This window comes from Acholeplasma sp. ORD1043, assembly GCF_057808485.1.
Genome location: NZ_JAQLOJ010000007.1, coordinates 36,878 through 49,553, shown reverse-complemented (window position 1 = coordinate 49,553; position 12,676 = coordinate 36,878). Strand labels below are relative to the sequence as shown.

The 12,676-nt window shown below is 29.2% G+C and carries 11 protein-coding genes and 1 riboswitch; all 11 genes read right to left on the bottom strand.

Features of this window, described 5'->3' with window-relative positions; genetic code table 11:
* Positions 1-62: 62 nt before the first annotated feature.
* The 11 genes from PG914_RS03495 to PG914_RS03445 all read right to left on the bottom strand — a co-directional run bounded on the left by PG914_RS03495 (position 63) and on the right by PG914_RS03445 (position 12,672).
* Positions 63-221: a hypothetical protein gene (locus tag PG914_RS03495; protein WP_488822322.1), complete on the bottom strand. Its 159-nt coding sequence runs from the start codon at positions 219-221 to the stop codon at positions 63-65.
* A gap of 78 nt (positions 222-299) precedes the next feature.
* Complete coding sequence (locus tag PG914_RS03490; protein WP_488822321.1) at positions 300-1,145, bottom strand: trypsin-like peptidase domain-containing protein; 846 nt, start codon at positions 1,143-1,145, stop codon at positions 300-302.
* An 80-nt stretch (positions 1,146-1,225) separates the two neighbouring features.
* A complete protein-coding gene (locus PG914_RS03485) occupies positions 1,226-2,893 on the bottom strand; it encodes a M28 family peptidase (protein ID WP_488822320.1) in 1,668 nt (555 codons plus the stop codon).
* A 68-nt stretch (positions 2,894-2,961) separates the two neighbouring features.
* Positions 2,962-3,693 (bottom strand): hypothetical protein, encoded by a 732-nt coding sequence (locus PG914_RS03480; protein ID WP_488822319.1) that lies wholly within the window; start codon positions 3,691-3,693, stop codon positions 2,962-2,964.
* A gap of 70 nt (positions 3,694-3,763) precedes the next feature.
* The gene (gene groL, locus PG914_RS03475) at positions 3,764-5,374 is read right to left on the bottom strand and encodes a chaperonin GroEL (RefSeq protein ID WP_488822318.1); all 1,611 of its coding nucleotides are present in this window, start codon (positions 5,372-5,374) and stop codon (positions 3,764-3,766) included.
* Positions 5,375-5,405: 31 nt separating this feature from the next.
* Positions 5,406-5,663 (bottom strand): co-chaperone GroES, encoded by a 258-nt coding sequence (locus PG914_RS03470; RefSeq protein WP_488822317.1) that lies wholly within the window; start codon positions 5,661-5,663, stop codon positions 5,406-5,408.
* Between the two features lie 191 nt (positions 5,664-5,854).
* A complete protein-coding gene (locus PG914_RS03465) occupies positions 5,855-6,205 on the bottom strand; it encodes a hypothetical protein (protein ID WP_488822316.1) in 351 nt (116 codons plus the stop codon).
* 4 nt (positions 6,206-6,209) lie between these two features.
* Complete coding sequence (locus tag PG914_RS03460; protein WP_488822315.1) at positions 6,210-7,544, bottom strand: cation:proton antiporter; 1,335 nt, start codon at positions 7,542-7,544, stop codon at positions 6,210-6,212.
* Positions 7,545-7,574: 30 nt separating this feature from the next.
* A riboswitch (cyclic di-AMP (ydaO/yuaA leader) is annotated at positions 7,575-7,702 on the bottom strand.
* Between the two features lie 74 nt (positions 7,703-7,776).
* The gene (locus PG914_RS03455; protein WP_488822314.1) at positions 7,777-8,082 is read right to left on the bottom strand and encodes a hypothetical protein; all 306 of its coding nucleotides are present in this window, start codon (positions 8,080-8,082) and stop codon (positions 7,777-7,779) included.
* A complete protein-coding gene (locus tag PG914_RS03450) occupies positions 8,079-10,565 on the bottom strand; it encodes a PHP domain-containing protein (RefSeq protein WP_488822313.1) in 2,487 nt (828 codons plus the stop codon). The genes PG914_RS03455 and PG914_RS03450 overlap by 4 nt, the downstream gene beginning before the upstream one ends.
* A 34-nt stretch (positions 10,566-10,599) precedes the next feature.
* Positions 10,600-12,672, bottom strand: coding sequence for an ATP-dependent DNA helicase (locus tag PG914_RS03445; protein ID WP_488822312.1), 2,073 nt, complete (start codon positions 12,670-12,672; stop codon positions 10,600-10,602).
* Positions 12,673-12,676: the final 4 nt, after the last annotated feature.

Below are 12,676 nucleotides of genomic sequence, written 5' to 3'. Positions count from 1 at the left end.
ATATTTAAAATTAAAAAGACCTGTGAATACCTCACAAGTCTTATTTGAATCTAAACCGCGATTCAATCTTTAATTATGATTCTAGCTACTTTATAATAAACAACTTCTTTTACTTCAGTAAAGTCGAAGTCTACTTCAACTTCTTCGCCATCTTCATTGTATACTTCAAATTCTAATGTATCTTCTTCTAATTCGTTTTCAATTAATTCGGTTATTGTCATATAACTTTACTCCTAACATGCATATAAATTATCTATGTTTTATATATAAAAGTAAAGATTTAACTTAAACTATGATAATTATTGTTGATTTCCAAGAAATTGATTGATATGATCTATAATCAATTTACTTGGTATTGAAAATGAATAATAAGGTTCAGTATCTGTTGCTGCAAAATTAATACCAACAATTTGTAAATCAAAATCAATTAACATACCACCAGATGAACCTGGTCCTATTTTAGCTGTATGAATGATTGCTCTAAAGATACTTAGTTGATTTTCTCCTTTGTTATCTTCTACAAGTGTATAGTTATATTCATCAATGTATCCATTACTAATTACATTTCTTTTACCATTTGGATTACCAATAGCAATTACTTTGGTAATTACTGGAACATTTCCATCAACTAATTTTAATACACCTAACTCTGTGTTATCTTCTTTTTTTTCAAACACGATAACAGCAATATCTAGATCTTCATCAACAGAACCCGGATAGATTGCTGCATCATATGTTTGATTATAGTAATCAATAACTGTGATTTTTTGGTTAGGATATTCATCTTCAGTATCAATAACATGTTGATTAGTTAAGGCATAATAAAATTCAGTAGTTTCATAAAAGATTACACCACTACCAGTATATGAAGGTGCTATCAACATATCTCCTAATCCACCTACATTATATAATTCATTATCAATCTTAATATTGGCAGTTAAAGCATAATCTAAATCATCTTCACTGACATCTTCATACTTTGTAATCAATGATTTTTTATATTGATCAAATGATAGAGCATTAGGCAGTTTAAAATCTTCATAAAGTGGAGGATTTGAATTATAGTATCCAAAACTAAAATCAGCACAAGCTGTTAGTGTGAGTGATAATAAAAGTATAAAGATTATAGTAAATACTTTTTTCATGTATCCTCCAAGTAGACTATAAATAAAAAAGATGTCACCTTCATTATAACAGTGACATCTTTTAATTTCTAATAATGTTATTATTCGGTTTTAAACTGTTTAATAATAGTTGGTAATGCTACTGAACCAATAATAGTTAGTAATGCAGTTAGAACAACAGTTCCACCTACTGTTAATGCATTATAGAACGAATATAAAATTGGAATTAACATAAATAAAATGAACGCATATGATAATCCAAATAAAACTTGTTTAGCATATTTATTAGGAATGTAATCTACAAAGTATGCAACTAGTCCAAATAACGCAGTAAAGCCAAATAAGAATGATGCACCTTCTAAGGTAAAGGTTGTAAGTAATGTTAATAAGACATTAATCATTATACCAATATAAAGTGTTTCATTACTTGTATTCTTAAATCTTTTTACCATGAATAATGCTAATGCAATTAAGAGTAATAAGGTTGGTATTTCAGTTAATGAAACTCTAGTATATGTGATACTAAATGGAACTTTACCTAAGAACGCTACAACATATCCATAAAGAATACCAACGACTGACATTACGACAAACAGTAGTAAGCCTTTAGGAAGTGTTTTAGTAAATAATTCTTTAGTTAAAGTCTTATCTTTAACTTTCAAGAACGTAACTAATCCAAATAAAACAAGTATTAATACTGCAAGTATGACTGCAAATACATAACTATAGTTAATCATCACACCTGCAAAAATTGTAAAGAATACTTGGTTACTACTTGCATCAAAGTAACCATCTTCAATATACTTAGCATCACTGATAAATTCTCTTACAACTGGTTCTACTTGTGAACCCATATGTTGAACAGATGTAATATCAATATCTTCATATCGATCAAGTGGTGTATGGTAATGATCAAGTCCTGCAAGTACTGCAAAGTTTAAACCAGGTAATCCGGTTTCCATCAATGGTGTAAAGTCTGTATAGTTAGGCATTAGTTCATAAACTGCAGTTGCCATAGAATATGTAACTGGGAAATTTGCTTTTCTATAAAGATCAATAACTTTATGGTTATTAGCTGATGTTTCAAACATATATGCAGGACCTGTTGAACCACGAGATTCTAGATTAATGACAAATCTGATATTTGCCATTAATGAAGTATCAGCAGTTGCCATAATGGCACCATATAATCCAACTTCTTCTGCATCTGTGAATAAGAAGTATACACTATTAGTTGGATTTGTATCTTTTAATAAATAAGCAAGTTCTAACATGGTGGATACGCCGTATCCATCATCCATTGCACCATAACTTCTTCCTTGTTCACCAGTTCTTCCAACATGTCCTCTTGAGTCATAGTGAGAAACTAACATAATACCTTCAGGGTTAACACCAGGTAGGATACCAACTACGTTTTCAATTGGGTAGATGACACCATCTGCACCAGAACCTGCATAATTAGCGTTTAATTCTGCTTTAACTTCATTTATGGTGTAGTTGTACTCTAACACATTTGAAGCGCCTAAATAGTCTGTTAAAGTTGTTAGTAAATATTGTCTAACATCTTCATGTGCTTCTCTTTCATAATATGAATGTGGTTCTCTTGAAATCTCTTTAATATGTTCTTGAGCACGCACTGCAGAGAAATTATTTTGATTATTAGAAGGGGTAGCTCCTGGGGTATATAAAACAAATAAAGATAAAACTAAAACAACCAATAGAATTAAAATTGGTAGTTTCTTTGTTTGTAGAATTTGTAAGTTTTTCATAAAAACTCTCCTTTTGATGTTCAAACTAAATTTTACCCCAAGATAGTTTGAGAATCAAAGGAATTGAACTAAAACTTAATTAAACTTGAAAAATAATGATAATCAATGTTTAAAAAATCAAACTTATTAACATCAATGAAATTAAAGTTAGGTAATTTTCGAAAATTATTATAAAGATAAATAATATTTTTATTATTTGTTTTGTATAAATAAAAAATATGCTTTATATTTTTATCTTTTACTAAATTAATCATGAATTCTTCAATTAAAAAAGGTGTTAATATAAACCCACTGGTTCCTTTAGGAATAATATCACCACCGAAACCGGAGTTTTCGATAACATAGCCAAATTCTATTTTGTGATTATTAATATTTTTAGATTGAGATAAAAAATTCTGTATATATGTCTCATATTTTTTATGATGGTCATAAAATATATTCATTAGATTTAACTTAAAATTTTTAGACGATCTACCAGACTTTATCGGAACAGATTTGAATACATTATCTTTGACTTTAATTTCTCTTTCTATTTCAGATTCTATCATGGCTAGTTTTCTCTTTTGTGTACTTCCCTTAGTATTCGTTATGCTAGAATCAAACGAAAAATACTCAAGAAGAATAATTCTATTATCAAGTTTTATAATTATATCTGGACTATCAAATTGAATCATTTTATGTACAAACTTTTCATTATATAATTTAATTAATTCTTGATGCGATTTTTTATTTTGAGCACAAATATTATTATCGTTATATGCTGTATAGAAAAATTCTTGGAATTTCAACACTTCATCCAAACTAATCCCCCCCCATATATTGAAATTTTACCATACAAAAAAGAGACCTAACATAGGCCTCTCTATAATCTTAATAAGCATCCATCATTGGAGCTGGTGCTTGTTTCTCTTTAACTTCAATAACAGCTGCTTCACTTGTTATTAATAAGGATGCAATACTTGATGCATTTAATATTGCATTTCTTGTTACTCTTGTTGGGTCAATAATACCTGCTTCAATTAAGTTTACCCATTTACCTTCTTTAGCATCAAAGCCAAAGTTTTTTTCTTGTTTCTTTTGTAAATCAACTATTGATTGTCCATCGAATCCAGCATTTTCTGCAATTTGAAAAATTGGAACAACAAGTGAATCAATGACTGCTCTTATATCTTTATAGATATCTTGATTTTCATGTTTTAAGGTATCTTTTAAGTCTTCATAGACTTCAACTAGAATTGCACCTCCACCTACAACAATACCTTCTGCAATAGCAGCTTTTGTTGCATTTAGAGCATCTTCAATTCTTAGTTTCTTTTCTTTTAATTCTGATTCAGTAGCAGCCCCTACTTTAATGATTGCAACCCCACCTGTAAGTTTAGCTAAGCGTTCTTGAATTTGTTTCTTATCATATTCAGATGTAGCTGTTTCAACTTGATGCATTAATTCATCAATTCTTGCATCAATTGACGCTTTAGAACCTTTTCCACCAACAAGTGTTGTTGTATCCTTCTTAATAATAGCTTTAGAGACTGAACCTAGGTTTTCTAGTTTAGCATCCTTAACTTTCATTGATAAGTCTTTAGTAAAGAAGGTTGCATTTGTGACAATTGAAATGTCTGATAGCATTTCTTTTTGTTTATCACCAAAACCTGGCGCTTTAACTGGTAAGACATTTAAAGTTCCTCTTAGTTTGTTAACAACTAAGGTTGAAATTACTTCATTTTCAAAGTCTTCCGCAATCATTAATAATGGTTTGTTGGTTTTAACCACTTCTTCTAAAACTGGTAAGATTTCTTGAATAGTTGAAATCTTTTGGTCAGTAACTAGAATATATGGTTCTTCAAATTCCACTGACATGGTATCACGATTTGAAACAAAGTATGGTGATACATAACCTTTATCAAATTGTAAGCCTTCAACGACTTCTAACTCAGTTTCAAATCCCTTAGATTCATCAACTGTGATAACACCATTTTTAGTAACTTTATCCATTGCATCGGCAATGATATGACCAATTTCACGGTCGTTTGCTGAAACTGATGCGACATTTTCAATATCTGCTTTAGTTTCAATGTGTCTTGTTTTTTCTAGAATCTTTTTAGCAACTTCTTTTCCAGCAAGTAGAATACCTTCTCTAACTAATACTGGGTTAGCACCATATTCTACTGCTTTAAATCCTTTTTGGATCATTGATTGAGCAAGGACGGTAGCTGTAGTTGTACCATCACCTGCTTCATCGTTAGTTTTGTTTGCTACTTCATAGACTAATTTAGCCCCCATATTTTCATATGGGTCTGAAAGTTCTATTTCTTTAGCAATTGAGACACCATCATTAGTAATTAAAGGTGAACCATATGATTTTTCTAAGATGACATTACGACCTTTAGGTCCTAATGTTATTTTTACTGTATCAGCAAGTTTATTTACTCCTGATAAAATCTTTTCTTTCGCAAATGAGCCATATCTAATTTCTTTACTCATCAGAATCACTCCTTACATAATATATATTTACTTATTCGTATATGGCTAAGATGTTTTCTTGTTTGATTAGTAAGTATTCCTTACCATCAACTTTTGTTTTTGTACCTGAATAGGTTTGATATATGACTTTATCATTTGATTTTAAGGTTTCCACTTTAGGCCCAACAGCAACCACTAATCCAAAGGATTGATTGTTCTTTTCCTCTGTGGATAGAATGATACCAGATTTGGTCTTTTCTTCTTCTTTCTCAAATGATAAAACCACATAATCATTCAATGGCTTCAACATTCTTTCATACCTCCTTCTGGCACTCTCTATGTATGAGTGCTATTTTCAATTATTATTATATTCAAGAAAAATTTGTTGTCAACACCTATATATTTATTTTTAAAAAAAAGATTAAGGTTTCCCTTAATCAATTTAAGTTTCCAAAATTATCAATGATATAATCTAAGCTTTTCATACCTTAGCAATTTTATTTATTCTTTATATTTAATTGGGAAAATACCAGATACCGGTAAGGTGAACATGAAGCCAGCACCGTTTTTGTGTGCCTCACCAATTAGGTTTCTAATTTCTTCAACAACAACTTTCACTTTTTCTTCTTCCGGAATAACAGTAAAGATTGTTTTTGAACTACCTTGAGTAACTGAAGATTTTGCGAATGGTCCACCAAGTAATGCACCAAATAAACCTTCGTTTTTCATAATTGCTTGAGCCATACCTTCAGAATCTAAGATAGTTGCACCACGAAGTTTTAATTCAACAAACTTTTCTAGAACTTTATCTAGATATGATAAATCATTTAATACTAAGAATAATACTTGCATAATTTTATTCTCCTTCGATGCCTTCTAGGCTTGAGATTTCTTCTAAACGATCTAAACCATTGATTTCACCAGCTTTTTCAATAGCAAACTTAGCAAATAATGGTCCTAATGTTTCATAAACTAGAATAGATAACATGATGATTGTTGAGATTTCTTTATACATGTGAGGCATTTGAGTAAAGACAATAGCTAGTAAGCCAATTGAAACCCCACCTTGAGGAAGTAAGGCAATACCTAAGTACTTTTTAACAGTTGGTTCAGCATTAACCATATTCGCACCAACTGCAATACCACTCCATTTACCAAATCCACGAGCTAGGATGAATGCACCAGCTAGTAAAAGAATTAATGGGTCTGAACCTAAAATAGCTAAGTCTAGTGAAGCACCAGCTAATGTAAAGAAGATTACATAGAATGGTGTTGCAAAGTCATTAATTGCACCAAATGTCTTTTCAGGTTTTTTAGCAAGGTTGGCAATTGCTGTACCAATCATGATGTTTGCTAAAAGTGGTGAGAATGAGATACCCCATTCTTCTGTAATACCATTTAATAAAGTTAATCCACCAACTGATAAGAATACTGCAACGAGTGATAACACTTGTAAATCATCTCTTAATTTATCAAACTTATTAACAATAAATGATAATACCCAACCAGCTACTAAACCAATTAAGATTGAACCAAATACTTCAATAAATGGTTTAGCAATAGATAACCAAACTGGTGGAATATCTCCAGCAGGTACTAAAGATTGAGCAATTGAGATAAAGAATCCAAAGACAACAATTCCATAGATATCATCTAGTGCAGTAATTGGAAGTACTGCTTTAGTTACTGGACCATATGCTCTATATTGTCTCATAACCATTAGTGTTGCAGCAGGTGCTGTAGCAGCTGCCATAGCACTTAAGATTAAACCAAAGGCAATATTTTGATTTGTAAATGGATTATAGCCGTTTGGCATAATGGATTCTGGTTTTGGTAAGAAGAATAATACAGCAAGAACAACTAAGACTGCACCGATAACTTCGGTTGTTGTCATAACAAGTACTGCTTTACCAACTTTTTTAATTGCTTTAATGCTGAATTCTGCACCAATTGAGAATGCAATAAATGCTAATGCGATTTGAGAAATGAAATTTAATGATTCATTCTCTTCAATTGTAATTAACCCTTCAAAACCAGGGAAGATAAGACCTAATGAAGGTCCTAATAATAAGCCTAAAACTAAATAACCAGAAACATTTGGTAATTTAAGTTTTCTGGCAATGATCGCACCAATAAAACCGACAGCTAAAACGATACCGATTTTAAAGATGAGTAAATAGATTTGATCCATCTTCTGCCACCTCTTCAGAAATATATTATAGTTATCCCTTAATGACTCCTATGAGGTTAGCTGACGGGTTCAGAACAGTAAGGTGTCCTTACATAATAGATTATGATTCACCCCAGAAAATTGGGTCCCCCACTCGATGGATTCGGAGTTCGACATATCTAGTATATATAAATATATATAAAAGTCAATTGATGTCATTTTCTTTATGTTTGAAATGTGTTTACAATTTATTTTACTTAATAATGTCAACAACATTATTGTTATTTTCAATCAAATCTTCAACTGAACTATTATCTATTTGTCTCATCAATTCTCTTTTCTTTTTTATAAACTTTTCAATTACTTTACGAAAGTTCTCTAATATTGATATACTTTTCGGATCTGTAACATTATTATCTATTGAAAACATTTCAATGGTTATATCCTTTAATGGATCAGTTATAAAGATTACAAAAGTTTTATAGTCCTCTGGTTGATTTATCTTCATAAATGTTCCATTATATTCGAAAACGATATTTTCGTCTTTATATGTTATCATTTATTTCTCCAATCTTCAAAATTAAAATTATATTTATTTAATCTCATCTTTAGATTTTTTTCTCCGCCATCCAATGTTTCAACAATATACTTCTTCATATGGGAGTCAATTATTCTACCTTGAATATAATTAATTATATTGTTTTCTTCATACGCATATATAATGTGTTCGGCATCACCATTAATAATGACAGAAGCCGAGTGACTTATAACGAAAATTTGCTTATTTCTTTTTAATTCTCGTATTTTATGAATTAAGTTTTGTGAAATTGTTTTTGTATCCAAATTATCTTCAGGTTGATCTAATAGAATCATTACTATGTCATCTTCATCATTATTGATTTTTTCATTTTCCAAGAATATATCTAATAAAATCTCTGATTTTTTTCCCGGTGATAATTCTTCTAAATCACGATCATTGTAAAAGATTTTAGGTTGTATATTATGCGTAGTATCTATAAAATTTTTTATGTTTCGATATAGCGTATCCAAATACTGTTTAACATTCTGAAATTTTTCACTTCTATATTTAGTCCCGTTAAACAGTTTACCCAGTAATTTATAATCATTACTATTAAAGTAAATCCTTAGGAATTTTTCATCTAAGGTGTCTAAACTTATACCTGTTATTTCACTTGATAACATAGTAAAGTAATCTTTAATCACGTCAATAGAAGTTGAAATTCTAATATTATAATCATTAATTGCTATTGGATCACTCTCTGCTTCACTTTTAATGTCTTTTAATATGTTGTCTATATATGAATGAATTTTTCTATTAAGAATTCTAAATTTAGTAAAGTTTAACATTTGTTTTATATACTGGTTTTCAAGTTCTAAATAATCTTGAGATGTCGAGTTTATCTGCGCATTTGAATCCTTTACAATTAATATAAATTCTTTTATAGATTTATCTCTAATATTTATATACGTTTCATCAAATTCATTTAAATCTGTTTTGATTTGAATAAGTTCAGTCTTCATAATACTCAAACTTTGTTCGATTTTTTGTTTGAAATTCATCTTCAATTTATTAAAACTGTCCAATTCACTGTAAATTTTATCGGATTCTATAATGCCTGAAGTGATTTTATTTATTACAGACAATTGCTCATCCAGGGCTTTTAAATTATTTTTGAATTTGTCAATTTCATTTTTTCCGTTTACATAATCGTTGTGACTAGTTAATGGGATTAGATATTCTAATTCAACGGATTTTTTTATGAATTCCACATCAAAAATCGCGGATTGATATTCAGTAATCATTGCATACAAATAATCATTTTCAATTTGAAGAAGTTTAGATGCAGTCAAAGTATCTATTTCAATTTTTTTAAGTTTTTTACTTTTGACTTTTTCAAATGACCTGTTAATGAAATCAATTTTGCTAATATTCCCATTTTTATATATATTTAACAATGTAGATTGTTGTAAATATCTCTTTTTCGGAGCAGATGAAAAATAATCTTTTCCAAACATCTTGTACTCTATGTTAGATATTGTATTATATCCATCATACACAGTCAGATCTTCATTTGCTAATATATTTCCAAGCATAGTTTTACCTGAACCCCTAGATCCGATTATTCCATTATAAGCTGGGGAAAACTCCAATTCACGAACTACATTATCTCCTGTTTTAGCGTTTTTCAAAGTGAAACGTATTTTTTCCAAGTAATCTTTGTTATTGAGTTGGGGATTCACAAAAAGTTCTTCGGAAGTAAAAATTCTAACTTCCGGATCAGACAGAGGTAAAACTAATGATTTAAATGATCCATCAAAATTAATCCATGTGAATTTTTCACCGATATCTTTCAATTCTTGTACATCTGAAAAATACACTCTAGCAACAAGCGTTTCCAAATTTTCTTTAAAATAATCAAAAACTCTTTGCGACTTTTCTTTGTTACCTTCCATTACATATTTTTGATTATAATAAAATAATTTTTGTTTAAATAATTGATTCTCTTTAGATTTATTATCTAAATAATCGGATAAATTTCTATCAGACTTGCCTTCGTGAAAAGACAAAATATATTCGTAATCTTTTAGTTTATTTTGCAAAATTTCAAAATCAATAGATATACCTTCTGTCTGTCTAGAAATTTCTTTTACACTAGTTTTTTTTACATCAATTTTCAGATCTATTAATATACTTTTTAAAATACTCCATATTTGATCTATATCCTCATAATCAAACAAAACGATTGCATGAAAGTAGTTTATTTTCGGTTTAAGTTGATACTTAGCTATTATTTCATCACTCAATCTTAAGTTTAGTTCAACTCCACCAATTAACTTAATATGCTTAAGTTTTAATTTTATGTTTCTATATAATTCAACATCAATAACATTATGGTCGGTAATTGATATCACTTCTAAATCTGATTGTTTGAGTTTATTTAAAAAATCAATTTCGCTATAATTTCTACTATAACAAGAACTAGAATGTACATGTAAATCGCATTTATAGAATTTATCCATTTTATACCTCTATTTTGAATTTATTAATTGATTATTATTTTGTTATTCGTTTATAAAATTCAACAACATCTCTATTAGTTCTTATCTCTCTACCATTTAGTGGATTTAATAAATGCAGTCCTTCTAATGAACTACAGCGAGATAATGCAACATAACTTTGTCCATTTTCAAATGTTTCACTTAAGTCACAAGCTAGTGATTGATATGTCATACCTTGAGATTTATGAATTGTAATTGCATATGCTAATACGATAGGATATTGAATCACTTGAATAAGTGGTTGATAATAGATTGAGCCAGATTTATACTTTGCTTCACTAAGTTCAAATTTTTCGGGTTGAAGTTCATACTCTGTTCCATCTATAGTCACTTTAATCATTTCTTCAGATATTCCTGAAACAATACCTAGAGTGCCATTTACCCATCTCTTTATAGGGTCATTCTTGACCATCATAACTAAAGCACCTAATTTTAATTTTAATGTTTGGGTTACTGGAAATGAATTTTCAAAATTGTTTTTAAAACTACCATTAGTATATTCAATAACATCAGCTTCAAATACATATTCTTTAACTGGAATTTGAGATAATTCATAATCATTTATGATTTCAACTTGATCTTTCTTAGGTAATAATTTGATAACTCTTCTTAGATTGTGTTCTTTACTATATCTAGTATTTAAAGTTTGAATTATGCTTGGTGTTATCTCACCTTCACGTAAATTATTTAATATCTCAAAGTACTTTAAGTCACTATTTTGTCGATGATTTTGAGACAGTTCTATAAATCTAAATTTCCCACTGCGATAAGCATCTGAATAAAAGAAAAAAATCCCATTATATCTTTCATTTAAATACTTTGTTTCTTCTCTGTTAGCAATTGGGGGTAATTGGAACATGTCACCAAAAACAATAACCTGTTTCCCTCCAAATACTTCATTATTCTCATTTACGCGTCTTAAAATCTTGTCCATTTGATCCATGACATCAGCTCTAACCATTGATATTTCATCAATAATAATGACATCCACATTTTTTAATACCATCTTCTTATCTGAAGAAAGTCTTAAAACCGATAAATCATTGTCCACTCTTAAATTATCATAACCAAATGCCGAATGAATTGTTACACCACCAACATTTAAAGATGCAATACCTGTTGGAGCGATGATAATATGTTTTTTCTTTGTAGCTCTTGTAAAAAGTCTTAATAAGAAACTTTTCCCAGTGCCTGCCTTACCAGTGATAAAAAGATTATCATTTGTTTCTTCCATCAACTGATATGCGTATCTTTGTTCCTCATCTAAAATTTCAAGACCTGATTTAACAATTGGTATTTGTGTTTCATCAGCCACTATATCCAATTCAATTTTATTAACTGGTTGAATATCATTTTCTATTAATACATTTTCTTTAGTAATCTTTTCAGTTTCATTAATTTTCTGAAGATTTTCATTTAAAACGACATTATTTGAAACAGAATTCATATTCTTTAGAATTTCATCAATTAATTGATTTTCTTTATTGATATCCACAGAATCATTTAATCTTGTAGAATCGTCCTTGATTTCAGTGAAATACTCAAGTTTTTTTCTTAAATCATCGTTTTGTTCTCGCAATTCTTTTAGGTTAGCAAAAACATATTCACTTAATTTTTGTAAGGTTTGAGCATTTTTAGTGAATTCTGTTTCAATTTTGTGATTTAAGCTAATATTTTTATCATCTATAGCTTTAATTTCGGCATTGATCTTCTCTTTAGTCTCTATATCTGAATTTGAGAAATCTTTAAATTTATCTTCGATTGCAACTGTTTTAGTATAAAGTTCAACTAACGCAGTTTTGATTTTAATCATCTCATTAACAGTTTTAGTATCAATTTTAGTTATATCTTCAATTAAATCTTGTTTAAGTTTATTTATAGAATTATTTAATTTAGTAGTTTCATCACTAACTAATTGATTCATTTTGATTTTTAAATCTTTAATCATCAAGTCACGTGATTCTCTATCCCTGTTTTGCTTCTTTGTAAGATTTATTATCGACATGATTGTAATAAAACTGACAATGCTTATTACTTCAATAATTACCTTTATCAAATCATCATTCATATTA

Bases quoted from the DNA above. Each gene is read 5' to 3' on its own strand.
- PG914_RS03445 (WP_488822312.1), bottom strand. From the start codon at position 12,672: ATGAATGATGATTTGATAAAGGTAATTATTGAAGTAATAAGCATTGTC.
- PG914_RS03490 (WP_488822321.1), bottom strand. From the start codon at position 1,145: ATGAAAAAAGTATTTACTATAATCTTTATACTTTTATTATCACTCACA.
- PG914_RS03495 (WP_488822322.1), bottom strand. From the start codon at position 221: ATGACAATAACCGAATTAATTGAAAACGAATTAGAAGAAGATACATTA.
- PG914_RS03455 (WP_488822314.1), bottom strand. From the start codon at position 8,082: ATGATAACATATAAAGACGAAAATATCGTTTTCGAATATAATGGAACA.
- PG914_RS03485 (WP_488822320.1), bottom strand. From the start codon at position 2,893: ATGAAAAACTTACAAATTCTACAAACAAAGAAACTACCAATTTTAATT.
- PG914_RS03470 (WP_488822317.1), bottom strand. From the start codon at position 5,663: ATGTTGAAGCCATTGAATGATTATGTGGTTTTATCATTTGAGAAAGAA.
- PG914_RS03465 (WP_488822316.1), bottom strand. From the start codon at position 6,205: ATGCAAGTATTATTCTTAGTATTAAATGATTTATCATATCTAGATAAA.
- PG914_RS03460 (WP_488822315.1), bottom strand. From the start codon at position 7,544: ATGGATCAAATCTATTTACTCATCTTTAAAATCGGTATCGTTTTAGCT.
- groL (WP_488822318.1), bottom strand. From the start codon at position 5,374: ATGAGTAAAGAAATTAGATATGGCTCATTTGCGAAAGAAAAGATTTTA.
- PG914_RS03450 (WP_488822313.1), bottom strand. From the start codon at position 10,565: ATGGATAAATTCTATAAATGCGATTTACATGTACATTCTAGTTCTTGT.